Source organism: Janthinobacterium sp. BJB304, assembly GCF_002735765.1.
In the GTDB taxonomy this organism is placed as follows: domain Bacteria; phylum Pseudomonadota; class Gammaproteobacteria; order Burkholderiales; family Burkholderiaceae_D; genus Janthinobacterium.
In genome coordinates this window covers 17,731-42,093 of sequence record NZ_PDZN01000012.1, presented here as the reverse complement: position 1 = coordinate 42,093, position 24,363 = coordinate 17,731, and the positions used below count along the sequence as shown (strand labels likewise).

At 62.4% G+C, this 24,363-nt stretch carries 25 protein-coding genes; 6 read left to right on the top strand and 19 right to left on the bottom strand.

Annotated features, from left to right (window positions below; genetic code table 11):
* Window positions 1-24 precede the first annotated feature (24 nt).
* Window positions 25-1,191, bottom strand: a complete 1,167-nt coding sequence (locus CSQ95_RS15575) for a cystathionine beta-lyase (RefSeq protein ID WP_070291546.1) — start codon at window positions 1,189-1,191, stop codon at window positions 25-27.
* A gap of 188 nt (window positions 1,192-1,379) precedes the next feature.
* Window positions 1,380-2,735 carry a 30S ribosomal protein S12 methylthiotransferase RimO gene (gene rimO / locus CSQ95_RS15570; RefSeq protein WP_170846336.1) on the bottom strand — a complete coding sequence of 452 codons (1,356 nt, stop codon included), beginning with the start codon at window positions 2,733-2,735 and terminating at the stop codon, window positions 1,380-1,382.
* A 307-nt stretch (window positions 2,736-3,042) separates the two neighbouring features.
* Between rimO and CSQ95_RS15565 the strand changes: the two genes are divergently transcribed.
* The gene (locus tag CSQ95_RS15565; RefSeq protein WP_099410142.1) at window positions 3,043-4,638 is read left to right on the top strand and encodes a hypothetical protein; all 1,596 of its coding nucleotides are present in this window, start codon (window positions 3,043-3,045) and stop codon (window positions 4,636-4,638) included.
* Window positions 4,639-4,729: 91 nt separating this feature from the next.
* Here the strand turns inward: CSQ95_RS15565 and phaR are convergent, their stop codons facing one another.
* Both phaR and phaC read right to left on the bottom strand, forming a co-directional pair.
* Window positions 4,730-5,293 (bottom strand): polyhydroxyalkanoate synthesis repressor PhaR, encoded by a 564-nt coding sequence (gene phaR, locus CSQ95_RS15560; RefSeq protein WP_010399000.1) that lies wholly within the window; start codon window positions 5,291-5,293, stop codon window positions 4,730-4,732.
* Between the two features lie 224 nt (window positions 5,294-5,517).
* Window positions 5,518-7,254 (bottom strand): class I poly(R)-hydroxyalkanoic acid synthase, encoded by a 1,737-nt coding sequence (gene phaC / locus CSQ95_RS15555; protein WP_180279066.1) that lies wholly within the window; start codon window positions 7,252-7,254, stop codon window positions 5,518-5,520.
* Window positions 7,255-7,471: 217 nt separating this feature from the next.
* Between phaC and CSQ95_RS15550 the strand changes: the two genes are divergently transcribed.
* On the top strand, window positions 7,472-7,705 hold the full coding sequence (locus tag CSQ95_RS15550; RefSeq protein WP_257218062.1) for a hypothetical protein: 234 nt from the start codon (window positions 7,472-7,474) through the stop codon (window positions 7,703-7,705).
* 16 nt (window positions 7,706-7,721) lie between these two features.
* Here CSQ95_RS15550 and pgeF read toward each other — a convergent pair whose 3' ends face one another.
* A complete protein-coding gene (gene pgeF, locus CSQ95_RS15545; RefSeq protein WP_099410141.1) occupies window positions 7,722-8,507 on the bottom strand; it encodes a peptidoglycan editing factor PgeF in 786 nt (261 codons plus the stop codon).
* A complete protein-coding gene (locus CSQ95_RS15540) occupies window positions 8,507-9,532 on the bottom strand; it encodes an RluA family pseudouridine synthase (RefSeq protein ID WP_034781141.1) in 1,026 nt (341 codons plus the stop codon). Before CSQ95_RS15540 ends, pgeF begins: the two co-directional genes overlap by 1 nt.
* An 89-nt stretch (window positions 9,533-9,621) precedes the next feature.
* On the opposite strand from CSQ95_RS15540, the gene CSQ95_RS15535 reads away from it, so the two are divergent.
* Window positions 9,622-10,425 (top strand): outer membrane protein assembly factor BamD, encoded by an 804-nt coding sequence (locus CSQ95_RS15535; RefSeq protein ID WP_070220227.1) that lies wholly within the window; start codon window positions 9,622-9,624, stop codon window positions 10,423-10,425.
* A gap of 113 nt (window positions 10,426-10,538) precedes the next feature.
* On the opposite strand, the gene yaaA is transcribed toward CSQ95_RS15535, so the two are convergent.
* Window positions 10,539-11,309 carry a peroxide stress protein YaaA gene (yaaA, locus tag CSQ95_RS15530; protein WP_099410140.1) on the bottom strand — a complete coding sequence of 257 codons (771 nt, stop codon included), beginning with the start codon at window positions 11,307-11,309 and terminating at the stop codon, window positions 10,539-10,541.
* 30 nt (window positions 11,310-11,339) lie between these two features.
* Between yaaA and CSQ95_RS15525 the strand changes: the two genes are divergently transcribed.
* From CSQ95_RS15525 to CSQ95_RS15515, 3 genes are all read left to right on the top strand, one after another.
* A complete protein-coding gene (locus CSQ95_RS15525; protein WP_035819658.1) occupies window positions 11,340-11,774 on the top strand; it encodes a putative toxin-antitoxin system toxin component, PIN family in 435 nt (144 codons plus the stop codon).
* 83 nt (window positions 11,775-11,857) lie between these two features.
* Entirely contained in the window at window positions 11,858-13,036 is a 1,179-nt protein-coding gene (locus tag CSQ95_RS15520) for a pyridoxal phosphate-dependent aminotransferase (protein WP_099410139.1), read from the top strand.
* A gap of 41 nt (window positions 13,037-13,077) precedes the next feature.
* Complete coding sequence (locus tag CSQ95_RS15515) at window positions 13,078-14,181, top strand: HD-GYP domain-containing protein (protein WP_070220233.1); 1,104 nt, start codon at window positions 13,078-13,080, stop codon at window positions 14,179-14,181.
* Between the two features lie 38 nt (window positions 14,182-14,219).
* On the opposite strand, the gene CSQ95_RS15510 is transcribed toward CSQ95_RS15515, so the two are convergent.
* The 12 genes from CSQ95_RS15510 to CSQ95_RS15455 form a co-directional block, all read right to left on the bottom strand.
* Window positions 14,220-14,684: a nuclear transport factor 2 family protein gene (locus CSQ95_RS15510; protein WP_180279065.1), complete on the bottom strand. Its 465-nt coding sequence runs from the start codon at window positions 14,682-14,684 to the stop codon at window positions 14,220-14,222.
* Between the two features lie 225 nt (window positions 14,685-14,909).
* Complete coding sequence (locus CSQ95_RS15505; RefSeq protein WP_099410137.1) at window positions 14,910-15,581, bottom strand: DUF2625 family protein; 672 nt, start codon at window positions 15,579-15,581, stop codon at window positions 14,910-14,912.
* A gap of 88 nt (window positions 15,582-15,669) precedes the next feature.
* Window positions 15,670-16,572, bottom strand: a complete 903-nt coding sequence (locus CSQ95_RS15500) for an alpha/beta hydrolase (RefSeq protein WP_099410136.1) — start codon at window positions 16,570-16,572, stop codon at window positions 15,670-15,672.
* Window positions 16,573-16,675: 103 nt separating this feature from the next.
* Window positions 16,676-17,092 (bottom strand): hypothetical protein, encoded by a 417-nt coding sequence (locus tag CSQ95_RS15495; RefSeq protein WP_099410135.1) that lies wholly within the window; start codon window positions 17,090-17,092, stop codon window positions 16,676-16,678.
* A gap of 11 nt (window positions 17,093-17,103) precedes the next feature.
* Complete coding sequence (locus CSQ95_RS15490) at window positions 17,104-17,721, bottom strand: hypothetical protein (RefSeq protein ID WP_143449981.1); 618 nt, start codon at window positions 17,719-17,721, stop codon at window positions 17,104-17,106.
* Between the two features lie 141 nt (window positions 17,722-17,862).
* A complete protein-coding gene (locus CSQ95_RS15485) occupies window positions 17,863-18,927 on the bottom strand; it encodes a tetratricopeptide repeat protein (protein WP_257218061.1) in 1,065 nt (354 codons plus the stop codon).
* A gap of 17 nt (window positions 18,928-18,944) precedes the next feature.
* Window positions 18,945-19,847, bottom strand: a complete 903-nt coding sequence (locus CSQ95_RS15480) for an ExeA family protein (RefSeq protein WP_070220250.1) — start codon at window positions 19,845-19,847, stop codon at window positions 18,945-18,947.
* A complete protein-coding gene (gene mshL, locus CSQ95_RS15475; protein WP_099410233.1) occupies window positions 19,848-21,626 on the bottom strand; it encodes a pilus (MSHA type) biogenesis protein MshL in 1,779 nt (592 codons plus the stop codon).
* 38 nt (window positions 21,627-21,664) lie between these two features.
* On the bottom strand, window positions 21,665-22,060 hold the full coding sequence (locus tag CSQ95_RS15470; protein WP_076571069.1) for a hypothetical protein: 396 nt from the start codon (window positions 22,058-22,060) through the stop codon (window positions 21,665-21,667).
* The gene (gene gspM, locus CSQ95_RS15465; RefSeq protein WP_070220254.1) at window positions 22,045-22,728 is read right to left on the bottom strand and encodes a type II secretion system protein GspM; all 684 of its coding nucleotides are present in this window, start codon (window positions 22,726-22,728) and stop codon (window positions 22,045-22,047) included. The genes CSQ95_RS15470 and gspM overlap by 16 nt, the downstream gene beginning before the upstream one ends.
* Window positions 22,728-23,387 (bottom strand): PilN domain-containing protein, encoded by a 660-nt coding sequence (locus CSQ95_RS15460; RefSeq protein ID WP_099410133.1) that lies wholly within the window; start codon window positions 23,385-23,387, stop codon window positions 22,728-22,730. Before CSQ95_RS15460 ends, gspM begins: the two co-directional genes overlap by 1 nt.
* The gene (locus CSQ95_RS15455) at window positions 23,384-24,343 is read right to left on the bottom strand and encodes an agglutinin biogenesis protein MshI (protein WP_099410132.1); all 960 of its coding nucleotides are present in this window, start codon (window positions 24,341-24,343) and stop codon (window positions 23,384-23,386) included. The genes CSQ95_RS15460 and CSQ95_RS15455 overlap by 4 nt, the downstream gene beginning before the upstream one ends.
* Window positions 24,344-24,363 lie beyond the last annotated feature (20 nt).

The window sequence follows — 24,363 nt, the reverse complement described above, 5'->3', positions numbered from 1 at the left end:
AGCCGACATGCTTGCCCCATACCGCTACATCGCCGCGAACGCCCGTTCGATATCGGCGATCAGATCCTGCGGATCTTCCAGCCCCACATTCAGCCGCACCAGCTGGCCCGGCAACTGCCAGCCCTTGCGCATGGCGGCGATGCGGTACGGCATCACCAGGCTGTTCGCGCCGCCCCAGCTGTAGCCAATCTTGAACAACTGCAAGGCATCGACGAAACGGTCTGTCTGCGCCTCCGTGTAGCGGGCATCGAACAGCACGGAAAACAGGCCGCCCGCCCCCGTGAAATCGCGCTGCCAGATGGCGTGACCCGGGCAATCGGCGAAAGCCGGATGCAGCACCGTGGCAATCTCCGGCCGGCTCTTGAGCCAGGCGGCCACCGTGCGCGCGCCCGCATCGTGGGCGTCGAAGCGCAGCTTCATGGTCGGCAAGCCGCGCAGCACCAGGTAGGCGTCGTCCGCCCCCACGCCCATGCCCAGACGCATGTGCGCCTGCGCCAGGCGGTCGTGCAGCGCCCGCTCGCGCGTGATCAGGGCGCCCATCAGCACATCCGAGCCGCCCGACTGATATTTCGTCAGCGCCTGCATGATGATGTCCACGCCCAGGTCGAAGCCGCGCAGGGCCAGGCCCGCCGACCAGGTGTTGTCCAAAGCGACGAGCACGCCGCGCGCGTGGGCGGCCGCGCAGATGGCGGGCAAGTCCGGCACTTCCATCGTCACGGAGCCCGGTGCTTCCGTCCAGATGAGCTTGGTATTTTCCTGGATCAAGGCGGCGATCCCGGCGCCGATGAGCGGATCGTAATAGCGGGCCGTGATGCCGAAATCCTGCGCCAGCCAGCGTCCCAGTTCGCGGTTCGGGTTGTAGATATTTTCCGGCAATAGCACGTCGTCGCCCGTCTTCAGCAAGGCAAAGTCCGCCATGGCGATGGCCGCCAGGCCCGACGGCGCCAGCAGGCAGTGCGTGCCGCCTTCGATCTCGGCCAGCCGCGCTTCCAGGGTGAACGTGGTGGGCGTGCCGTGCAAGCCGTAGGTATAGGCGTTCTTTTCTTTCCAGTCGCCCGAGCGCATGGCCGCCACGTCCTTGAACAGCACGGTCGATGCGTGATGGATGGCGTTGGGAAACGCGGCAAAGCCTTGCGGCGCCTGGTAATCGCTGTGGATCAGCGCGGTTTGCGGAGATTTGGGTGTGGTCATGGCGTCAGGAATAAAAAAAGGCGGATCAGCCTGTGCTGGTCCGCCTTGATTGTAAGGGCTTATGCCCTTGCCTGCCGTACGTATGACAGAGTGTTACACCTGCATAAAAAACCTTCAGGCCAAGGCGCGCTGCCGATGACAGTACTTTACTGTACGGCAAGGCAGCGCAACGCAGGCATGGACGTTTTTTACTCGGCGGCGCCCCACAGGTCGTGCGCATCGGCCGAGGTAATTGTCACGTCGACGAACTGGCCCACGGCCAGCTTGCGATGCGGCTCGAACGGCGGCTTCACATACACGACGCCGTCGATTTCCGGCGCGTCGGCGGACGAACGGCCCACGCCGCCGGAGCGGGTGACTTCATCGATGAGCACGCGCACGGTCTTGCCGACCTTGGCTTGCAGGCGTTTCTTGGAAATTTCTTCCTGCAGCAGCATCACGCGGCCGCGGCGCTCTTCGCGCAGCTCTTCCGGCACGGGGTTGGCGATGGCATTGGCCGTCGCGCCTTCGACGGGCGAATAGGCGAAGCAGCCGAGGCGGTCGATCTGCGCTTCCTTGAGGAAGTCGAGCAGATACTCGAATTCCGCTTCCGTTTCGCCAGGGAAACCGGCGATGAAGGTCGAACGGATGGTCAGGTCCGGGTTGATGGCGCGCCAGGCCTGGATGCGGTCGAGGTTTTTCTCGCCGCTGGCCGGGCGCTTCATGCGTTTCAATACGTCAGGATGCGCATGCTGCATCGGAATATCGAGGTAAGGCAGGATGTGGCCGCCGCTCATCATCGGGATGATCTGGTCCACGTGCGGGTACGGGTAGACGTAATGCAGGCGCACCCAGGCGCCGTAGGACTTGGCCAGCTCGCCCAGCGCTTCCGTCAGCTGCGTCATGTGCGTCTTGACGGGACGGCCATTCCAGAAGCCGGAGCGGAATTTCACGTCCACGCCATACGCCGAGGTGTCTTGCGAAATGACCAGCAATTCCTTGACGCCGGCCTTGAACAGGTTTTCCGCTTCGATCATCAGTTCGCCGATCGGGCGCGAGACGAGGTCGCCGCGCATCGACGGGATGATGCAGAAGCTGCAGCGGTGGTTGCAGCCTTCGGAAATTTTCAGATACGCATAGTGCTTCGGCGTCAGCTTGACGCCTTGTGGCGGCACCAGGTCGAGGAACGGCGCATGCGGTTTCGGCAAGTGGAAATGGACGGAATCCATCACTTCGGCCAGCGCGTGCGGCCCCGTGACGGACAGCACTTTCGGGTGCACCTTCATGATGATGTCGTCGCCGGCAGCATCTTTCTTGGCGCCCAGGCAGCCGGTGACGATGACCTTGCCGTTTTCAGCCAGCGCTTCGCCGATGGCGTCGAGCGACTCTTGCACGGCGGCATCGATAAAACCGCAGGTATTGACGATCACCAGATCGGCGCCAGCATAGGATTTCGCCGTTTCGTAGCCTTCGGCGCGCAGTTGGGTCAGGATTTGTTCGGAGTCGACCAGCGCTTTCGGGCAGCCGAGCGAGACAAAGCCCACTTTCGGCGCCGCACCTGGCATGGCCAGCATGGCCTCGGGCTGGGCGGAAGGAACGGGAATACGGTGAATTTCAGACATAGTTGGCAGCTAGTAAAATGGTGAGGCGAATCGGCTATTGTACCCCGAGCCGCCCTTGCTGTCAGCGCGGGCTCCTTTTGCTGGCGCATCTGCAACGCTACAACCGCAACTTTGTTCCGGCCACTACCGTCATGACAGTGCGCGAATCAGATCCCGCCCCGCATCACCGGTATCAAGAAATTAAAAAATAATGCCACAAAGAAACTAATGACTGACATATAATTGTTTTTTAAAAAACTAAATCAATCTCATGCCTTATTCCTTTTCCAATCTGAAAGCGCGACGCTCGGCTGTCGCGGCTTGCGGTCTGAGCGTATTGCTGCTGAGCGGCTGCGCCGTCAACACCTCGGTGGTCGATCCACTGAAAATGAGCGCGCAATCAGGAGATAGCCCGGTGGTGCTCAGCATCACGTCGAATACCAAGGACATTTACGGTTTCAACACGATCAAGCTGCGCCGCGTGGTGGCGGGTGAGCAGCGCAGTGATTTCAAGCTGGTGTCCGAAAACCTGGTGATGAAAAAGGTCGAGAGCGCGATGGCAGGCGATACTTCCCTGTTCATTGGCGCACTACCGCCTGGCGAGTATGAATTCATCGAGTTGATCGACACCCGGGCCAACAAGCTCTTGCGTGTGTATTCGACCATCGTGGGAAGCTTCAAGATCGAAGCGGGCAAATCGGCGGATCTGGGCCGACTGATTGTGACACGCGGCAATTTCGGCGTGCAGTACGGCCGCAGTGCCCAGGTAGCATCCAATGCGGAATTGATCCGGCGCTTTGCCCCCGACTACAGCGCCATGTTTGGCGCCGCCGCCAGCCTTGGCTGGAGCACCCCACGCCACGTGCGGGACGATGTCGAGCAATTTGCTCGCGCCCACCCGGCCGGGGCCGAGTGCGCCACCGAAATGCCCGATGGCCGCGTGGCCGCCGCCAGCCGCATGGGCGCCGTCCTGATACGCTCGACGCAAGGGCGATGGAATATCATCAATGCGCAAACGGTGGAGTCGCTGTCTTGCGTCTTTCCCGTGGACCTGCCCAATGCCGAATTGATCGCAGTAGGCGAATCCGGCTCCCTGCTACGCAAAGCGCGTGACAGTGACAAGCTGCATCCTATCGATGCAGGCAACCTGCCGCCCGGCAATCTGCTGCGCATCGGTGGCAACTCCAACGATGGCTGGTGGGTGATGCATCGCAAGGGAGATGAGTTAAACATTTTTCATGCGAATCAACTGGACGCTGGCGACTGGCGATCCGTGTACCATACCACCGTGCCCGGATCGTGGCTGCACGGCCCAGGCTTGTTCTGGACATGGCAAGACGCGGGTCGGATCGGCTATGCGCTGGAAAGCGGCTTGATCGGCGAGTTCGATTACCGCACGGGCAAGTTGACCGAACGCTTTAGTCCGCACAAGAAAAACCTGACGGAATTTACCCATCAAGCCAATGGCACAGAAAGCGTCCTGGTAGCGGCCGGCCTGGCAGGGAGATTTCCCGACGCCTATGTTTCACGGGATCGGGGCCAGAACTGGACGACTATCGTTTCGCCATTCAAAGTCCTGATGTCGCCCGTGGCGCCGCTCAGTGACGGCAGATTGCTGATGCAGGCCGGCATGTATAACGAAGGCGCACTGCTCGTCAGCAGCGACGAAGGCAAGACCTGGGGGCCGTATGCACCATACGTGCTGCGCGGCGCCCCATCAATTTTCCCTTCCGGCCTCGCGCTCAATATCATGGAAGATTTCAAGGGCATCGTCAGCATTTACAGTTCCATGGACAATGCCCGGACATGGAAACTCGAGCATTCGAACCAGGATCTACTTTCCACCTTGCAACAACTGAAGCAATAGCATTCAGCATCGGCAGCCGGCGGCAAGACACCCGCAACGCACAACGGCACAGGAATTCCTGTGCCGTTGTGTGATACGCATCGGTTGCGGCCTACTTTTTGTCCGTTGGAGGCACCGGCGGAACAAACGGGAACGTGCCGAATAGATTCTTGCTCTGGCTCTGCATCTGTTCCTGCATCTGCACGAACAGGCTCTTGCTCTGGTCGATGTAGTTGTTCATCATGCCTTGCATCATTGGACCCTGGACATTCATGAACTGGGTCCACATTTCCGGGCTGAATGGCTTGCCTTCAAAACTGCCGGCCGACGTGCCCGTGAATTTGTGCTGGATATCGGTGAACGCTTGCACGTTCTTTTCCAGGTAGGATCCCATCATGCCCTGCATGGCGTGGCCATAGTAGCGGATGATCTGCGACAACACGCTGCTCGAGAACATGGGCGCGCCGTTCGCTTCCTCTTCCAAAATGATTTGCAGCAAGATGCTGCGCGTCAAATCTTCATTGGATTTGGCATCGACGACGGTAAACACTTCATTGTCCAACACCAGCTGCTTGACGTCCGTCAAGGTGATGTAGGAACTGGTTTGCGTGTCGTACAGACGGCGGTTGGGATATTTTTTAATCAGGCGGTCTATACTTTTTTTTGCACTACTCATCACAAGTTCCACTTATTGCGCCGCAGCGCATACTGAGTTAATCCGAAAAAAAAGCGAACGTGGGTCCGCTTTCGCACCTGCCTACGTTTTCCATTATAGAGTGGAAAACGGCTCCATTGCACATCAGGGTAGTAGATTCCCGCATTTATTGCAACGCAACTAAAAGTAGATTCTTGACAAGACCGGAGATTACGCCGGCCTTGCCTGGCAAATCGCTTTGTGAATTAATCCGCCCTGACTTTAACATACCGCCCCGGCGCCGGCTCGATTGCCGCGTGGCGCTTGTTGCCCGGCTTGGCTGGCGCCTTCACCTGGGCGCCGCCGTGTTCGGCCAGGAAGGCAGCCCATTCGGGCCACCAGCTGCCCACGTGTTCGGTCGCGCCTACCATCCATTGCTCGGCAGTCAAGGGCTTGGATTTCGCCGTGCGAGGCTTGTCGTTGCTCCAGTAACTGCGCTTTTTCTTCGAGGCCGGGTTGATCACGCCGGCGATATGGCCCGAAGCACCGAGGATAAAACGGTTGGCTTTCGGCTTTTTCGGGTTCAGCAGGGCCGTGCTGGCGTAGGCCGCGCCCCAGGGCACGATATGGTCTTCGCGCGAACCGTAGATGAAAGCGGGCGCGTCGATGCTGCTCAGGTCGACTTTTTCCCCGGCCACCGTCAGCTTGCCCGGCACTTTCAGGCTGTTTTCCAGGTAGGTATTGCGCAGATACCAGCAGAACATGGGGCCCGGCAAGCCCGTGCCGTCGCCATTCCAGTACAGCAAGTCGAACGCGGGCGGCTCCTTGCCCTTCAGGTAATTCGACTGCACGTAGTTCCACACGAGGTCGTTCGGCCGCAGGCTCGAGAAAGTGCTGCCCAGGTCGCGGCCCGACATCAGGCCGCCCTTGGCCAGGGTTTGCTCGCGCAGCGCCACTTGCGGCTCGTCGATGAAGACATCGAGCGCGCCCGTGTCGCAGAAATCGAGGAAGGTGGTCAGCAGCGTAAGGCTGGCGGCCGGATTCTCGCCGCGCGCCTTGAGCACGGCCAGCGCCGTCGAAACGATGGTGCCGCCCACGCAAAAGCCGAACATATTGAGCTTGTCCTGGCCGGAAATGTCCTGCGTCACCCGGCTGGCTTCGATCACGCCCTGCTCCACGTAATCGTCCCACGTCAGATGCTGCATGCTCATGTCCGGATTGCGCCAGGACATCAGGAACACGGTATTGCCCTGCTCCACCGCATAGCGCACGAGCGAGTTTTCCGGCTGCAAGTCAAGGATATAGAATTTATTGATGCACGGCGGCACCATCAGCAGGGGCCGCTGGTGTACCGTGGACGTACTTGGCGTGTACTGGATCAGCTGGAACAAGGCATTTTCGAACACCACCGTGCCCGGCGTGGTGGCCACGTTGCGGCCCACTTCGAAGGCCGATTCGTCCGATTGCGAGATGCGGCCCTTCTGCATGTCGGCCAGCATATTGCTCAAGCCCTTGGCCAGGCTTTCGCCCTTGGTCTCGATCAGGGTTTGCTGGGCATCGGGATTGGTGGCCAGAAAGTTGGCGGGCGACATGGCGTCGACGATTTGCTGCACGGCAAAGGCAATCTTTTGCTTCTGGTGCGGCGTTGCTTCCACGGCATCGGCCATGGCGCTGAGAAACTCGGCATTGAGCAGGTAGGCGGCCGCGTTGAAGGCCGACAGGGGGCTGGCGTGCCAGGCGGGCGCGGCGAAGCGGCGGTCTTTCAGCTCCGGCGCCTTGCCAGCAATAAAGTCAGTCCACAAGCCCGTCAGCTTGGCCACATAGGCATTTTTCAGGTGCTCGATCGCTTCCGGCTTGATGCTGGCGCCCGCATCCTGCAAAATGCCGGCAATCGGATTGCCCTGGGGCTGCGGTACCATGTTGAACCACGTCTTCCACTGCTCAGGATTGCTGATCTGCGCCATCCATTCCTTGGTCATCATGTGAGGATCGGGCATGTTCATAGCTATATAAGTCCATTCAAGAATTGGGGACGCCGAACAAAACCTACTGCGCGTCGGTATAGGCGGCCTGCGATGCTCACCGTACCTTCGTACGGTTGCGCTTCTTAGCCACCTCTCCCTTCCGCTCGCTACGGTTTTGCGCGGCGTCGAAACGTAGTCGAAAAATAGAAAACTTTAATATCAACTGCATGCAAACTCTTACTAATTGCCAATACCAATGATGCTCATGACCGCTGTTGCCTGGATCTATGTCGTCGGCCTCATGGCGCTGACGGAACCGTCCATCGTCGCCGGGGTGATGACCTTCGTGCTGTACTGCGTCATCCCGCTGTCCATCCTATTCTATCTGACGGGCTCGCGGCGACGCAAACGCAAGGCTGAGCGCGTCGCTGAACTGAACGCCCGCGCGCGCGCCTCAGCAGAAGATAAAACAAAAACGGCAGACACATAAGTGCCTGCCGTGCAGATTATTTGCGCCAGATCAAACTGGCCTGTCTTCCCGTGACGCCGTCGCGCCGGTACGAGTAAAACTGTGCCGCATCGCTGACGGTACAATATTCCCCGCCCGCCACTTGCGCCACGCCATCGCGCAGCAGCATGGTGCGCGCCAGCGCATAAATATTCGCCAGATACTTGCCAGGCTTGCCGGCGATGGCGGCGAATGCATCCGACAACACTTGCCGCTCGACATCATCGCGCGCGCCGTCGCGAAACGCCTGCAGCACGTCCTGCCCCACTTCGAATTGCTGCGGACCAATGGCTGGCCCCAGCCAGGCGAGGATCTCCGTCGCGCCCTGCACGCGCATGCTGTCCACCGTGCGCTGCAAGACGCCGTTGGCCAGGCCACGCCAGCCCGCATGCGCCGCGCCGACGACCAGGCCATCGGTCGAACTGAACAGCACGGGCAGGCAATCGGCCGTCATCACCACGCACACGGCGCCCGGCTGCGTTGCCACGCTGGCGTCGGCGTCGGGCACATGGCCGTCCAGCTTGCCAGCATCGGCCACGGCCACGCCATGCACCTGCGACAGCCAGGCCGGCTCGCCAGGCAGGATAGCTGCAAGACGCGCGCGGTTGGCGGCCACGTGATCAGGATCGTCGCCCACGTGCGTGCCCAGGTTCAAGCCGCCGCCGCCCTGCCCGTTACCATATGGCTCCTGGCTGACGCCGCCCGCGCGCACGGTCGCCAGCGCGCCCACGTTCGCGGGCAGGCCGGGCCAATGAGGAACAATGCAAGGCAACGGCGACGTCATCAGACCTGTTCCGGCTCGGGAATGCCGGCCGTGGCGATCAATTGCGCGAAATCATCGGCCAGCGGCACGATCCATTCGCATGCTTCCAGGGTGCCCGGATGCACGAGGCCCAGGCGGCGCGCCTGCAAGGCCTGGCGCGAGAACACGGACACCAGGTGCTGCTTGCCGTACACGTAGTCGCCGACCAGCGCGAAGCCCAGATGCTGCATGTGCACGCGGATCTGGTGCGTGCGTCCTGTTTCCAGGCGACATTGCATCAGGCTCACGGGACGGCGGTCGAGTTCGCCGCTGCCGATCAATTCATAGTGCGTGATGGCGGGCTTGGCGGTGAAGTTCTCCGACACGGCCATCTTGACCCGGTCGCGCGGGTGGCGCGCGATGGACGCATCGATGGTGCCCGCCATTTTCGGCGTGCCCCACACGAGCGCGAAATATTCGCGCTTGACGGTGCGTGCCTGCAACTGGCGCACGAGGTCCGTTTGCGAAGCCAGGGTCTTGCCGACCACCATCAGGCCGCTCGTATCCTTGTCCAGGCGGTGCACGATGCCCGCGCGCGGCACGCCGGCCAGCTGCGGGCAGTGGTGCAGCAAGCCGTTGAGCAGGGTGCCCGACCAGTTGCCGGGGCCCGGATGCACGACCAGTCCGGCCGGTTTGTTGATGACGATGATATGCTCATCTTCGTGCACGATGTTCAATTCCATCGCTTCCGGCTTAAAAGCCTCGTCTTCCGGCGCGCTTTGCGGCAGAATGACGATCTTCTCGTCGCCATAGGCGGTCATGTTGCGTTTGGCAACTTTTCCATCGACGGTCACGAAACCGGCTTCCAGCCACAATTGCAAGCGGCTGCGCGAGTATTGCGGCACCAGCTGGGCGATGACTTTATCGAGGCGGTGGCCGCAGGCGTCCGGCGTCAGTTCCAATGTAATCGGGGCCATTTCCTCGAAGACGTCGTCGGCGGCAAAATCGCCGTCAAACGCCTCTTCGGCGGCATGGTCAGAAAGGGAGTCAAACGCGGGGTCAGCCAAATTAGGCTTCGGAGTTAATATCACAGCATTCCCATCGGCTATAATCAGCCTATTGTAAAATCTTGGTTAAAACCTTCTTGCAAAACGTCATGCAAAAAAAATTATCGTTGGTAGTCGCTTCAGTCGTTCTGCTCGGCATGTCCGCTTGCAGCTTGTTGCCTGAAAAAGTGGATGAGACCAAAAACTGGTCCGTTACGAAATTATACTCGGAGGCGCGTGAAGAAATGGCCGGGCAGCACTATGAAGCTGCAATCGGCCTGTTCCAGAAGCTGGAGGCTAACTATCCTTTCGGCAACTATGCTCTGCAAGCGCAGATGGAGATCGCTTACGCGTATTATAAGTCGGGAGACCAGGCGCAGGCATTGGCTGCCGTCGAACGCTTCATCAAGTTGCATCCGAACCACGCCAATGTAGACTATATGTACTACTTGCGCGGCCTGATCAGCTTTAACGACCAGATCAGCTTCCTGAACTTCCTGTACGAGCAAGATCCGACCGAGCGCGATCCGAAAGCCACGCGCGAAGCGTTTGCGGCCTTCAAGCAACTGGTCGATAAGTTCCCAAATAGCAAATACGCGCCCGATTCGCTGGCCCGCATGAACTATTTGATCGATGCCATGGCGAAATACGAAGTGCACGTGGCGCGCTATTACTACCGCCGCGGCGCCTACCTGGCCGCCGCCAACCGCGCGCAAACGACGGTCAAGGACTTTGCCGCCTCGCCCGCCATCGAAGAAGCGCTGTTCATCATGTACCGCTCGTATGACAAGCTGGGCTTGACCGACCTGCGCGACGACACCTTGCGCGTGCTGACCAAGAACTACCCGAACACGGCATTCCTCAGCCCGGAAGGGGTGAACAAGGAACGCAAGTGGTGGAAATTCTGGCAGTAAAATGAAAAAACCGGAGCTTGCTCCGGTTTTTTTCTTGACCCAACGACAAAATCCGGGGTCGTACCTTCAGGGTACGACCCCAGCCCTTGCGGTTGGGGTTAGGGTTGGTATTGCTACTCGCCGACCTTGCGCCGGAACACCCAGCTGGTGTCGTTCGACGCTTCCGGCACGAAACCGTAGCCGTCCACGTCGAACTGCTTGAGCTGCTGCGGATCGCGGATATTGTGGACGGCCGCATAGCGGGCCAGCATGCCGCGCGCGCGCTTGGCGTAGAACGAGATGATTTTATATTTGCCGTTCTTCCAGTCCTCGAACACGGGCGCGATGACGGGCACGTCCAGCTGGCGCGGCTTGACGGATTTGAAATATTCTTCGGAAGCAAGATTGACCAGCACTTGCGCGCCCTGCTCCTTCGCTGTGCGGTTCAGGCCGTTGGTGATGGTGTCGCCCCAGAACGCATACAAATCCTTGCCGCGCGTGGTGGACAGCCGCGTGCCCATTTCCAGGCGGTGCGGGTGGATCAGGTCGAGCGGGCGCAGCAAGCCGTACAGGCCAGATAAAATGCGCACGCGCGACTGGGCATAGTCGAGCTGGGCCGGCTGCAGGCTGCGCGCCTCGAAACCGGCATACACGTCGCCATTGAAAGCCATGATGGCCTGGCGCGCCTCCTCCAGCTGCGGCGTCCAGGACGCGTAGCGGGCCACGTTGAGGGCGGACAAGGCGTCGGAAATGCCCATCAAGCTGCCCACTTCGGCGGGCGAAAACTGGCGCATGCGGGCTATGAGCTGGGCAGAATGGTCGAGAAAATCGGGGGTGCTGTGCAACGAGGTTGTTGGCGGCGTCTCCAGGTCGAGACTCTTGGCGGGCGAAAGCACGATCAACATAAATTATCACTACAGAATAGAATTGCCGACATGATACCTGCTCCACAAAAACTCGTCCTCGACACCAACGTTTGCCTCGACCTGTTCGTCTTCAACGACCCGCGCTGGGCGGGCCTGCTGGCGGCCATGGAAAGCGGCGCCGTGCACGCCATCACGCGCGAAGATTGCCGCGCGGAATATCTGGTCGTGCTGCATTACAAGCATTTGCCGCTCGATGAAGCCAGCCGCGCCGTCGCCGCCGCCCGCTTCGACGCCCACATCAGCGTCGTGGCGCCGCCCGTGTCCGGCGTGCGCCTGCCCGTCTGCACGGACAAGGATGACCAGAAATTCCTCGAACTGGCGCGCGACGCCAACGCCGACATCCTCATCACCAAGGACAAGGCCCTGCTGAAACTGGCCCGCAAGACGGCCAAGGCCGGCATGTTCAAGATCATGGTGCCGGAAGGCTGGGCATTGCCGGGCTGAGCCGCCAAAGCCCCGCACGCGACGGGGCGCGCTGCGCTAGAATGGGAAACGATTCCACTTTCCGCACCGCGACCCTACCGTTCATGAACAGCCCGTCCCTGCCCCACCTGACTCCCACCCTGACCACCCGCTTGCCTCTGGTGGGCACCACCGTGTTTACCCGCATGTCCAGCCTAGCGGCCCAGCATGGCGCCGTCAACCTGGGCCAGGGCTTTCCCGACTTCGATTGCGACCCGGCGCTGGTCGAACGGGTCAGCGACGCCATGCGCGCCGGCCACAACCAGTACCCGCAGATGACGGGCGCCGCGCCCCTGCGCGAGGCGATTGCCGCGAAGATCGCCAGCCTGTACGGCCACGCCTACGATGCGGGCACGGAAATCACCGTCACGGCCGGTGCCACGCAGGCACTGACCACGGCGATCTTGTGCTGCGTGCACCCGGGCGACGAAGTCATCGTCATCGAACCAGCCTACGACAGCTACCTGCCCGCCATCGCGCTGGCCGGCGGCGTGCCCGTGCTGGTGTCCATGCAAGTGGGAGAATCCGGCTACAGCGTGCCGTGGGACAAGCTCGCTGCTGCCGTCAGCCCCAAGACGCGCTTGATCATCATCAATACGCCGCATAACCCGACGGGCACGATCCTGCGCCCGGCCGACGTGGCGGCGCTGGCCGACATCGTGCGCGGCACGCAAATCCTGATTTTATCGGACGAAGTCTACGAGCACATGGTGTACGACGGCGTGCCGCACGCCTCGCTGAGCCGCAACGCTGAACTGGCGGCGCGCAGCTTCATCGTGTCCAGCTTCGGCAAGACGTATCACGTGACGGGCTGGAAAGTCGGCTACGTGGCGGCGCCCGCGGCCCTGACGGCGGAATTTCGCAAGGTGCACCAGTACAACGTGTTTACCGTCAACACGCCCATGCAGCACGGCATTGCCGGCTACATGGCCGACCCGCAGCCGTACCTGGACTTGCCCGCGTTTTACCAGCGCAAGCGCGATTTGTTCCGCGACGGCCTGGCGGGCAGCCGCTTTACCCTGCTGCCGGCCGACGGCACGTATTTCCAGTGCGTGCGCTACGATGCCATTTCGCAAGAGACTGAAGCGCAGTTCGCCGAATGGCTGACGGCGGAAATCAAGGTGGCCGCCATTCCCGTCTCCGCGTTTTACGCGCAGGGCAAGGAGTCGGGCATCGTGCGCTTCTGCTTTGCCAAGCAGGACGAGACCTTGCGCCTGGCGCTGGAGCGCCTGCGCAGCATTTAACGACAGTATTTCTCCGCCACGGCGGAGCAAAGGATGACAGCATGGTACAGCGTCGCATCGGCCCGGCCGACCTGGTTCCCGGCGAACCCCTGCCCTGGGATCTGTTTCTGGCTGACCATAGTGCCGGCCCGCAACTGCGCAAGGGGCAGATCATCACGGACGGCGCGCAGCTGGGACGGCTGATGCAATTGGGCCTGTACGTGGGCACGCCGGAGCAGCCGTCCGTGTTGCGCTTGCTCAATGAAGCGGCGCAGCGCCTGGAGCGCCTGCTGCTGGCCTTGCGCAGCGAAAGCAATGCCGAGCGCGACGTGCGCGACATCGCCCGCGAACTGCTGCGCGCACTCGAACACGATGCCGACATCGCCCTGGCCAGCATCCTGCTCAACCAGATCGCCGGCAGCTACGCCGTGCGCCACTGCATCGAAACGGCCTTGCTGGCGATGCTGGTGGGCCGCAGCATGCACAAGTCCCACGATGAACTCTTATTGATCGGCGCGGCCGCGCTGACGATGAACGTGGGCATGCTGCGCCACCACGACAGTTTCCAGGACCGGCGCGGCCCCCTGAACGACGAAGAAATGCGTATCGTGCGCCAGCATCCGCAGGAAAGCACGGAACTGTTGCGCTGCGCCGGCGTCGACGACGAGGAATGGCTCAGTTGCGTGCTGCTGCACCATGAAAACGACGACGGCAGCGGCTACCCGCAGGGCCGCACGGCCGACGAAATCCTGCAAAACGCCAAGCTGATCGGCCTGGCCGACCGCTATTGCGCGCGCGTCTCGGCGCGCAACTACCGCCGCTCCATCGTGCCCGACCAGGCGCTGCAGCACATCTTCCTCGACCAGGGCGTACCCATCGATCCGCTGCTGGGGGAACGGTTCGTCAATCTGCTGGGCAAGTATCCGCCCGGTACCCTGGTACGTCTGCGCAGCGGCGAACTGGGCGTCGTCACGCAGCGGGGCGCCGCCCTCGTGCATCCGCTCAGCGACCCGCTGGGTGCGCCGCTGGCCGCCGCCCAGCTGGCGCAGATGACGCCGCGCGACACGGGCGACAGCCAGTTCGCCATCGTCTCGTCGCTGCATGAAGACGATGCGGGCGTGCACTTCAGCATGCGCCATGTGTGGGGCGATGAAGCGCGGCTGTAGTCTGGCCGGGCAACACCGGCGGCCAGCGCCACCAAATGTTATTTCGCGGTTTTCGGCGGACGGATGCCCGTGTACTGTGCGCTGACGAGCAGCCATTGCTTGTCAACTAGCCGGGCGACGTACCCTGCGCGCATGGCGAAGGTACGCGCTGCCCCCTCCTGATTGAGCCGGTAAGACAACCGGGCCGAGATGAGCGCCGTATCGCCAAAGAGGCGCACCGCCGGTTCATCGACCTGGACTTCCGGACTCGGCCGCTTCTGCTCGGGCGCATAGAAGGACAGCATTTTTTCACGCCCGTCCACCTCGCCGACCGGCGATATTTCCACATAATTCTCGGCCGTGACGGCTTTCAACGCGGCTTGATCGAAGCTGCTCTGGGCCTGCGCATGGCGCTGCACCAGGGCCAGCAGTTCGGCGTCGGCAGGGGCCGCCTGCGCACCACCCATCGCGCCCAAGGCGCCCAGCAGGCAGGTGGAAAGAAGATATGAAAGGGGTAATTTCATGCGTATGTCATCCTGATCGAGGTCATTGGGAAGCATCCGTTGATGACGGCGCTACCGTCAGCAGCGAACACTCGCTTGCGGGCAGCCCATCATGAGGAAACCCATCACATGCTATCGCCTTGCCATTTTCTCGCCCATGCCATTGCGACAAACTGCTGGATCGGGGGATTGAAACGCCATTTCACCGGCCCCATTGGCCATGCTGGCGATTCGCGGCACGCTGCCTCAGCGCCCACTCACAGGCGCATCCAGCAACTTTTGTTGCAGATCAAGGTTGAGCGCCCACTGCTCTTGCACGGAAATGACGCGCCGCGAACTGGTCTTGAGGGAACCCTCTTGCGTCCACAGAAATGGATAAAAATTCAGGCATAGCTCGCCGGGCAAGGGCAATTCGGGCAATTCGTCAAAGTCCTCCGCGTCGCCAGGCTGGCGGCCGTAAAACTGCCGCAACTGGCGCGTAAAAGCCCATTGTACAAACGTCGTGAAGCCGATCTCCAGCGCTTCCCACTCCAGCGTCTCGGGAGCCAGGTAATATATATTGCCCTGGTCGTCCCCGAGTGCGCCGCCATTGATGGCAAAAAAGCCGCCCAGCACGTCGTCGGCGACCAGCAGAAAACCGTCGGCCTTTCCTTTGTTCCAGGCAGCGATATCCCTGCCCAGCCTGGCATGTCCCGACCCCAGTATGCGCAGCCAGCCGTCATCCACCAGGATGCCCCCCGTTTCATAGGCTATCGCCCCCAGGGGAGAACGCGTGGTGACCTGCAGGCTCAGCAGCACATCCTCCCTGCCGGCTGCGGGCGGCAGCAATTCCACCGGCAGTTCGGCCTCGTCGGCCCATTGCCTGATCAGGGGAAATGCCGGGTCTTCGCTGTCCAGTAATTCATTCAATGTACGCATGTCAGCTGACCTTATCGATGACCGCTTCCGGCGGTCGGAATGTGCACGGCGACGCAGGCACTGTCTGGCGGGCGGCACCCGGCACCGTTCATTTTGCGGACGTCAGATACGCCCGCAAACCATGCGTGAGCACAAAAGGAAACACGCTCGCATGGTCTTCGTCCTCGAACACGCGCAAACGCGTTTTCAAATTCGGAAACTTGCGCGATTTCAGCTTGCCGTCGAATTCGCGCACGTCGGCCACCATGTCGGCGTCTTCCTCGGAGCGCGAACGTTTCTTGCCTGCCGCCAGCTTTTCCAGGCCGCCGATGCCGAAGAACACGGAAGCTGGCAAGTCCTTGTGGCTGGCGGCATACGCCTGCTCGCGGTCGAACATCACGCCGGCGTCGTACCACAGCGACGGACTGCCAAGGATGTAGTGCTCGAAGGTGCGCGGTTCCGTCAGCAAAAATTGCAGGCCCAGCAGACTGCCGTAGGAATGGCCGATAAACACCTTGCGCTGCATATTCACGCGATAGTTACTGGCGATAAAGGGAAACACCTCGCCCGCGATGAACTGGCCATACGCCTTCGCTTCGCCGAACGCCGGCTGCCGCCCCGGCATATCCGAGCGGTAATCGTGCTTGCGCGGCGTGGTGGGCGTGTAGTCGCGGCGGCGGCTGTACACGCCCCCATCGCCATTGGAGTACGACAGGCCGACCACCACCACTTCTTCCATCCCGGCATGCTTGTTCAGGCGCTGCGCGATATTGCGCACGACGGGAAACGCATAATTGGCATCGACGACGAACAGCACCGGGTAGCGTTTATTCCCCTGCCGATAGGAATCGGGCAAGGCCACATACACCTGATAATCGCGGTTCAAGGTTTGCGCATGGATGTCGCGCACTTCCGTATTCTCCAAAACGTAACTGGCGGGGGCGGTGGCGGGGGCGGCATGGGCATTGTTGAGCAGGCAGCAGAGCGCGAGCAGCAGGCTGAGGGATTTCAAACGGGGTTCCTTGACGTAGTCAGTGATGGCGCGATGATATCAACAATCTGAAACAGAAATGACACTGTTCCAATCATGCCAAAAATACATCCGCACTACAATATCAAAACTCGCCCCCCATGAGCAAGTCTTCCGGCAAGATCTCTGGCATGAGGGCCAGCAGCGCTGGCGGGATATATTGCGCGGCTTGCCGCTCGTCTTCCGCCAGACATTGAAAATCAACGATGAAATGCGCGATATGGCTCAGATACTGCTCGATCAGTTTGCGATACGGCTCGCTGACACGCTCTGCCTTCAACTCCAGCAGCGTTGCATGGGCGCGCTGGAGGAAAATAGGGATCACGTAATAGTTCTTGCTCAGGAAAAGGCCCGTCACCTGGTTGACGTGGCACACCAGCGCATACGTCGGGCTGGCCATGCGGTAACACTGGTCCGGGCAAAGGCGCGGCGAATTGATATGTTCCTGGTAGCGCCTGATTTCCCGGCGCGCCTCTTTAGCCCCCTGGCGTTCATTGCGCATGGCGCGTCCTTTCAATCTGGTTCACTAGCAATATCTGCCACATGCAGGGGGTGGAACGCGAGCAGGTCGCCATAGCTGGCCACCGCATGCTGCGGATGGTTCGCGATGGTGCCGCTGTAGCAGCCCTCGTATTCATCGATGCCGGTCACCTGCACCCACATCCGTTCGCACTGGCCGTCGCCGCGCGCGCCATCCTCGGCGGCGAAGCGGAACACGAGTTTCACGCAGGCGCCGATGGGCAGCGCATCGCGTACCGCGGCCGGCGGCGGCTCGATATCCGTCAAATAGCGGGAAAGCCAGACGGCGTCTTCCAGGTAATAGCCCTGTTCGGCAAACGCGGGACACGGATTGTCCTTGAAATGCTCCCAGTGTCCCGCCCCGTCATCCCGCTGCGCGCCCCAGCCACAGGGCAAGTCATGCAACTCTGCCAGCAAATCATCTCTTCGTATCATGTCTGGCAGACAGACAATCTTGACTGAACTCAACATCGTTTCATTTGAGGCCGCGTGAAATTGCCAATCCCCTTCGTAGTCATGGGACACCAGCACGATGGGAGCGCCGTTCAAGACCTCCGTGGTCGTGAAGCAGGCGGTATTCGGGGCATCGGGGAATTTCCAGGCAACGCTCATCTTGTCTTGTCTATGGATTCATCCGTTTCAGGCAATTGCCGCGGCGGCGGCAGTCGATAGCGCCAGCAACGCTGCCGACAGGAGAAGCATAGGTATCGTGCTCGCCCCGCTTGCCAACGGCGGCGCCGCAATCGGCCGCACTTACTTGGCCGTGGTCAACTGCACCAGCTTGCGCTCGATGAACGCCTGCAGCTGCGGCGACAGGGTTTGCAAGCCCTTGGCGCGCTCGAACGCCTGGCGCGCCTGGGCCGGGTGGTTGTCCGCTTGCAAGGCGATGCCGAGACCCATCCACCAGACGCCGTTGTCGGGCGCCGCCTGCAGAGCCAGCTGGTAGTGCTCGGACGCTTCGCGGTAGCGCTGCTCGCGCTGCAGCACGCCGGCCAGGAAGGCGTGGTATTCGCCGCTGTCGGCGGCGTACGGCAAGCTGCGCATCAGGGTGTCGAGCGCGGCCGCGCCGCCGTTGGCCTTGTCCAGCTGCAGACGGGCCAGCATCATCGCTTGCGCCGGCTGTTTCGGGTCCAGTGCCAGACTCAGCTGCAACTGGCGGGCAGCCTCGTCCGGACGCTGCGCTTCGAGCAGCAGGCGCACCAGGGTTTCGCGCGCGCCCTGGTGGCGCGGGTCCAGCTGCAGGGTCTGCTGCAAACCGGGCAACGCTTCGGAGACGCGGCCATCCTGCAACTGGGCCAGCGCGCGCCGGTATGCATTCTCCACGCGCTGCTGCGGCGTGACTTGTTTTCCGTCAATGATGCGCTCGCTGGCGGCGGGCGCTGCCGTCCTTACAACGGGCGCAGCGGCAGGCTTGGGGGCTTTTTCCGTGATGCGCCTTATTTCGGCTGGCCGGGCCTTGGCTGGCGCGGGGGTAACTTCCTCGGCCTGGAACGCGGGCCTGGGTTCCGCCACCACGACGGCCGCCGCCGGGGCAGCCACTACCGGCACTGGCACAGGTGCAATGGGGACAACAGGCACAGGAACGGGAACGGGCGTACTGGCCACGCTGACCAGCACGGGCGGCACGGGCGGGCGCTTCAGGTAGACCCAGCCAAGGGCGATCGCCGCCGCCGTCAGGCCGGCAGCGCCGCCGAAGATCAGCGCGCGCGGCAAGCCCCGCTCGCGTTCGGGCACGGAGCGGATGCCGGCCGCGTCGCCGCGTCCATCGGGAGTGCCGCGCGCATCGAGGTCTTGCAACATCTTGTTAATCAGGCTCATCTACAGGCTCATCTTCGTCATCGGTTCAATAAAGTCCAGCTCACGCCGCAGGCGGCGGCCAGCACGCCGGCGCCAGCCAGCCATGGCCAAGGCTTCCGCCACAAGCGCGGCTTGCTGGCCAGGGTATCGCTGGCGGCCAGCGCCACGTGGCGCCCGCTGACCTGCTGCCGGCCTTCGCCATACGCCACCATCAGCGCCTTGTGCGCCATGATGTTGATCAGGCGCGGGATGCCGCCGGAAGCCTGGTACAGCTTGCGCACGCCGCCACGGCTGAACAGACGCGCGCCATCGAAACCGGCCACGCGCAGACGGTGCGCCACATAGAAATCCACGTCGTCGCGCGACAACGGTCCCAGGTGGTAGTGAAAGGTGATGCGCTGCGCCAGCTGGCGGATTTCCGGCAGGGCCAGCTTGACGTCGAGTTCGGGCTGGCCGAACAGCACGATTTGCAGCAGCTTGCGTTTTTCCGTTTCCAGGTTCGTCAGCAGGCGCAGCGCTTCGAGGCTGTCGACGGGAATCGCCTGCGCTTCATCCAGACACAGCAGCACGCGCTTGCCTTGCGCCGCCAGGTTAAGCAGGCGCAAGTTGAGGGATTTGAGTAGCTGGTGCTGATCCGCATCTTTCTCCAGCAATACATCGAGGTCGTCCGCCAGCGCCAGGATCAGCGATCGGGGCGGCAGGTTAGGATTCGGGATATAGGCCGTGACGAAATCCGGCCCCAGCGATTGCATGAACTTGCGGCACAAAAAGGTTTTACCAGTGCCCACTTCGCCAGTGATCTTGATGAAGCCCTCGCCATTGCGCGCCGCCACCAGCAAGGTGTTGAGCGCCTTTTGCGACTGCGGGCCGTTGAAAAAGAAACTGGTATCGGGCGTGAGGCCGAACGGCGCCTCGCGCAAGCCGAAATGGGCCTGGTACATTTAGCGCCGCTCCGACGGCCGGCGCGGGTCGAGCGCCTCGATGCGTTTGCCCGAATCGAGCAAGTCCTCGTTCCAGCTGTTGGCGCCTTCGACGATGGTCGGCTTGATCAGCACCACCAGTTCGCGCTTCTGGATCACCTGTCCCGTGTTGCGGAACAGCGCGCCCAGCACGGGAATATCGCCCGCGCCCGGCACCTGCGAGCGGTCCGAGGTCGTGGCCTGGCGCATCAGGCCGCCGATGGCGACGATGCGCCCATCCTGGCTGCGCACCATGCTGTCCATCTCGGACGTGCTGGAAGCGGCCAGCGGCAGTTTCAGCGAGCCGGCGCTGCCCAGGTCGATTTCCTTGCTGATGGTCGACACCTGGCTGACGGACGGGTGCACGTGCAGGATGATGTTGCCATCCGCATCGATCTGCGGCGTCACGTCCAGCACCACGCCGGAAAAGAACGGCTGCAAGGTCACGTTGGGGCTGGTGGTAGCGCCGCTGGCCGTCGTATTCGTGGTGGTGGACACGCCCGTCACGTAAAACTCGTCCGTGCCTATCTTCAGCACGGCCTTCTGGTTGTTCATGGTGGCGATGCGCGGACTCGACAGCACGTGCACGGAGCCCTGCGATTCCAGGAAGGAAATCATGGCGGCAAAGTTGGCCGTCTGGAACGCCAGGCCGAACATGGAGCCGGCCGCCGTCGCCGCCGAACTGAGGCCGAAGCCGCTGCTGGCCGTCAGGCCGCTGCCATTCGTCATGTTGGGCGGCTGGCCGCCGTTGAACGGCAGCGGCGCCAGGCTGCCGCCCGGCTGGATGAAGCCCGTCGAGATGCGGTTCGTGTGGCCGCTCTTGATCGAGGCGAACGAAGCCCAGTTGATGCCCGTCTGCGTGTTGTCGTTGAGCTCGACTTCGAGGATTTTCGCTTCGAGGATCACCTGGCGGTCGACGGACAGCTGCGTGGCCTTCAGGTACATGTCGACGTTGCGCAGCTCTTCCGGCATGGCGCGGATGACGATCACGCCCGACTGCGGGCTCAGCACCACTTGCCGGCCGCCCTCGGTGCTGCCGACGATGGCTTCCAGCGCCGCCTTCAATTCCGGCCAGAAGTCTGCCGTGGACGAGGTGGTGAGGTTGCTGCTGTCCAGGGTGCGGCCGCCCTGGCCGCCATTCGTCTGCTGGTTCTGCTCGCTATTCTGGTTGTTGCCCTGGTTGCCATTGCTGCCCGAACCGCCCGAATTGGTCGAACCGACCGAGCCCACCGAGGTCGACGACACGCGCAGGTTGGAACTGCCCCTGCGCGCGCCCGTCAGGTAATTGACATGGAACAAGCGCGTCTGCATGGTCAGGGGCTTGATGTAGATCTGCGTGCCTTCGACCTTGTAGTCGTAGCCGTACAGCTCGCGCACGGCGTCGAGCGCCTGGAACAGGGTCACGTCCTTCAGGTTGGCCGAAATCGTGCCGCCGATATCAGGATGAACCAGCATGTTGTAGCGCGTGCCGGCCACGATGGAGGTGAAGAACTGGCGCGCCGGCACATTGTTGAAGGCCACGTTGAAGCGCTCGTCGAGCGCGGCGCGGGCCTTCGGCAATTGCTGGGCCAGGGCCGCCACGGGCGGCAGCAGCGCCGCTTCCACGGCATCGGGCTGGGCTGCCGGCGTGGTGGTGGCCGCCGCGCCCTTGACGGCGTCGGTAATCGCATTATAGGTGTCGCGCTTGACGGGCGCGACATTGCAGCCGCCCAGGCCCAGGCTGACGCTGACAAGCGCCGCCATCGTGCTGATCTTGAACATGCTCGCCTTGTGTTGATTGAATTGCTTGGCCACTTCTTCTACTCCTGCTTGCGGTCGGTCTTGCTGTCGGTCTGAGGCGGTGTCTTGCTGCCCGGGTACAGCTTGAAGGTTTCCAGTGTTTTGCCACGCCGCAATAATACGGCCGTGTCGCGGATCTCCGTCACCACGGCGTCGCCCACCTTGCTGCCGACCTTGACTGTCTGGCCATCGATGACGGCGAGGCGGCGGCCGCCCGGCTGGGTGGAGATGAGCACCGATTGCAGGCGCGGCTGCGCGGGCGCGACGGGAGCGGCGCTGGCGGGCGCCCACAGGGCCGCGGGCGGGCGCGTGGGGTCGTCCAGCGCCTGCGCCTGCACGCCGCTGCAGGCCAGGCACAGCGCCAGGAGCGGCGCCCAGCGGCGCGGCGCGCGGCCGGCGGTCACAGTGCGATCCATGTGTCATCCATGCTGAGGGTATATAAAGTCAGGGTCAGCGTCGCTTGCGGGTAAGTTTCGGCCTCCAGGCGGGCCTGGCCCCAGAAGACCCGCGTCGGCATCGCCTGCAGCGCCTGCATGTACTGCAGCATGTCGGCATAACTGCCCTGCAGCACCACTTCCACGCCATGCCGGTGCAGCAGGGGCGCCGGGGCGCTTGCCTTGGCGGCGCCGTCGCCGGACGCTGCGGCTGCCGGGGAAGCGCCCACGCCACCTCCAGACAAGGTTTTCAGCGCGACCACGCGCAGGCCGGCATGCCGGCGCAGCAACTGTTCCAGCAGCGCGACCATGCGTTCGGGCGCCACCAGGCCGTGCTGCTTCTGGCGCAGCTGCTCTTTCATTCTCGCCCCTTCCGCCAGCAGGGCCGCCAGACGCGCGCGCGCATTCTGGTCCGGGTCCACTGCGTGCGCCAGCATGGTCAGTTCGATTTCCTTGGCGATGGCTGCCTTCTGGTTTTGCTTTTGCGCAATGCTCGCATGCAGCGCCGCCCGTTTCGCGAACAGCGGATTAAAGAACAAAAAATAGAAGACGAACAGGAGCGCGGCCACGCCCGCGCCGAACAGCATCAGCCGCTCGCGCCGGCTGAGGGCGTCGAAGGCAGCGGCCCATTTTTTCAGCAAGGGCTGCATCAGTGTTTTCCTCCCGCTGCCGCGGCGGACGCCGCAAGCTGGCTTGATGATTGCAAGCTGAAAGTCACATACGGCGCCGCCGGTGCCTTGCCTTCGGTGACCGCCGGCACCGGCGGCTGGCCGATGTCGAGGCTGGCGAAGCTCTTGCCTGCCAGCACATCCTGCTGGCCCAAACGCGTGATATACGCGGGCAGCAGCGACGCGCGCAAGGCGCGGCCCTGCAAGCCGAGTTCACTGCCGGCACCGGCGATATTGATGTTCGTCAACCATACGCCTTCCACCCTGGCCTGCGCCAACGCGCGGAAATAGCCGGCAAAGCCCTGGGTATTGCCCAGTTCGCCACTGGCCAGCACGGCCGACGCATCCAGCAGCAACTGGCGCTGCGCCTCGGCGGCCGCGACTTCCTGCGCCAGCGCCGGATCTTTCTTGCGTGGCGGAAAATCACGCAAGGCCTGGTCGCGCCTCGCCTCTTCTTTTGCCAGCGCCGCCTGGACATCCTCGTCCTGGCGCTGCAGTTCCGTCAGCGAGCGCTGGCCCAGCACGCACAGCAGCAGCAAGCCCAGCGCCAGCGCACCGAGGCAGGCGCCGGCGGTGCGCGCCGACATCTGGTGGGTCGTCTGTTCGAACTGGGGGTTGAACAGATTGATCTGCTGGCTCATGCGCCCTTCCCTTCGCTCTTGCCCGGGAGCATGCCCCCCTCGCGCAAGGCCGCGCCCAGCGCCAGGAAGTAGCGCGCCTGCATGTCCGGCTCGCGCAAAGCGGCAACCCGGGAAAAGTCGAACACCTGATTCAGGTCCAGCCGTTCGACCGGCATGTACAGATTATCGGCCAGATAGCCGTGCAAGCCATCGCTGGCGCCCGTCATCAGCATCAGGCGCGAGAGCGAAATGAAGTGGAACTGGCGGTCGAAGTGGTCGAACGAGCGCTGCAGCTCCAGGGTGACACGATCGTAATACTGGCTGGCGTCGGGAGAGTGCAATTGCGGCAAGGTCACATCGATGCGGCGCGCCTGGTACAGCTCGCCATTGAAACTCATGGTCAGCAAGCCGCCGTCGCCATCGAAGGACAGCACGGCGATGCCGCGCCCCGGCGTTTCCAGCAGGGTGGCGATATTGCGCTGCGCCATTTCCGGGATATCGATCACGGACAGGCCGATCTTGCATACGCCATACAGCCCCTGGCGCCGCGACACGGCGCTGTTGCGCGCGGCGACGGCAAACACGCTGCTGCCGCGCTGGGTGCCATTCGGGTCGCCGGGGATGTCGAACACGTCGATGGTGGCCTCGGCCAGGGGAAAGTCCAGCATGTCCTTCAGGCGCCAGCCCACGGCCGTCTTCAATTCCTCGCGCGGCACAGCCGGCGCTTCCAGCGACAGCAGCTGGTACTCGCCGCCGGCCAGCACGGTACTGCAGTGGCGCGCCGCGGCCTGCAGTTCCTTGCCCAGCTTTTCCAGCACCTCGGCCGACGCGGGCCGTTCCGCCGCCTGGTAACTGGAGCACAGCACGCGCGGCAGGCCGTCGGCGGGACGCTCGACAACGACGGCGCTGACACCTTCGCGGCCAAACGCCGTCGCCAGCCAGCCATCGTATTTTCTTGCTCTTGCGAATAAACCCATGCGAACTATCCAGTGTAAGT

What these genes read in the sequence shown, in the direction of transcription:
- CSQ95_RS15515 (WP_070220233.1), top strand. Translation starts at nt 13,078, where the DNA reads ATGGTACAGCGTCGCATCGGCCCGGCCGACCTGGTTCCCGGCGAACCC.
- CSQ95_RS15455 (WP_099410132.1), bottom strand. Translation starts at nt 24,343, where the DNA reads ATGGGTTTATTCGCAAGAGCAAGAAAATACGATGGCTGGCTGGCGACG.
- yaaA (WP_099410140.1), bottom strand. Translation starts at nt 11,309, where the DNA reads ATGTTGATCGTGCTTTCGCCCGCCAAGAGTCTCGACCTGGAGACGCCG.
- CSQ95_RS15495 (WP_099410135.1), bottom strand. Translation starts at nt 17,092, where the DNA reads ATGCGCAATGAACGCCAGGGGGCTAAAGAGGCGCGCCGGGAAATCAGG.
- CSQ95_RS15490 (WP_143449981.1), bottom strand. Translation starts at nt 17,721, where the DNA reads ATGAGCGTTGCCTGGAAATTCCCCGATGCCCCGAATACCGCCTGCTTC.
- CSQ95_RS15575 (WP_070291546.1), bottom strand. Translation starts at nt 1,191, where the DNA reads ATGACCACACCCAAATCTCCGCAAACCGCGCTGATCCACAGCGATTAC.
- pgeF (WP_099410141.1), bottom strand. Translation starts at nt 8,507, where the DNA reads ATGACGTCGCCGTTGCCTTGCATTGTTCCTCATTGGCCCGGCCTGCCC.
- CSQ95_RS15525 (WP_035819658.1), top strand. Translation starts at nt 11,340, where the DNA reads ATGATACCTGCTCCACAAAAACTCGTCCTCGACACCAACGTTTGCCTC.
- CSQ95_RS15535 (WP_070220227.1), top strand. Translation starts at nt 9,622, where the DNA reads ATGCAAAAAAAATTATCGTTGGTAGTCGCTTCAGTCGTTCTGCTCGGC.
- CSQ95_RS15460 (WP_099410133.1), bottom strand. Translation starts at nt 23,387, where the DNA reads ATGAGCCAGCAGATCAATCTGTTCAACCCCCAGTTCGAACAGACGACC.
- CSQ95_RS15470 (WP_076571069.1), bottom strand. Translation starts at nt 22,060, where the DNA reads ATGGATCGCACTGTGACCGCCGGCCGCGCGCCGCGCCGCTGGGCGCCG.
- rimO (WP_170846336.1), bottom strand. Translation starts at nt 2,735, where the DNA reads ATGCCAGGTGCGGCGCCGAAAGTGGGCTTTGTCTCGCTCGGCTGCCCG.
- CSQ95_RS15485 (WP_257218061.1), bottom strand. Translation starts at nt 18,927, where the DNA reads ATGAGCCTGATTAACAAGATGTTGCAAGACCTCGATGCGCGCGGCACT.
- CSQ95_RS15480 (WP_070220250.1), bottom strand. Translation starts at nt 19,847, where the DNA reads ATGTACCAGGCCCATTTCGGCTTGCGCGAGGCGCCGTTCGGCCTCACG.
- CSQ95_RS15565 (WP_099410142.1), top strand. Translation starts at nt 3,043, where the DNA reads ATGCCTTATTCCTTTTCCAATCTGAAAGCGCGACGCTCGGCTGTCGCG.
- phaR (WP_010399000.1), bottom strand. Translation starts at nt 5,293, where the DNA reads ATGAGTAGTGCAAAAAAAAGTATAGACCGCCTGATTAAAAAATATCCC.
- CSQ95_RS15510 (WP_180279065.1), bottom strand. Translation starts at nt 14,684, where the DNA reads ATGAAATTACCCCTTTCATATCTTCTTTCCACCTGCCTGCTGGGCGCC.
- phaC (WP_180279066.1), bottom strand. Translation starts at nt 7,254, where the DNA reads ATGAACATGCCCGATCCTCACATGATGACCAAGGAATGGATGGCGCAG.
- mshL (WP_099410233.1), bottom strand. Translation starts at nt 21,626, where the DNA reads ATGTTCAAGATCAGCACGATGGCGGCGCTTGTCAGCGTCAGCCTGGGC.
- gspM (WP_070220254.1), bottom strand. Translation starts at nt 22,728, where the DNA reads ATGCAGCCCTTGCTGAAAAAATGGGCCGCTGCCTTCGACGCCCTCAGC.
- CSQ95_RS15505 (WP_099410137.1), bottom strand. Translation starts at nt 15,581, where the DNA reads ATGCGTACATTGAATGAATTACTGGACAGCGAAGACCCGGCATTTCCC.
- CSQ95_RS15550 (WP_257218062.1), top strand. Translation starts at nt 7,472, where the DNA reads ATGATGCTCATGACCGCTGTTGCCTGGATCTATGTCGTCGGCCTCATG.
- CSQ95_RS15520 (WP_099410139.1), top strand. Translation starts at nt 11,858, where the DNA reads ATGAACAGCCCGTCCCTGCCCCACCTGACTCCCACCCTGACCACCCGC.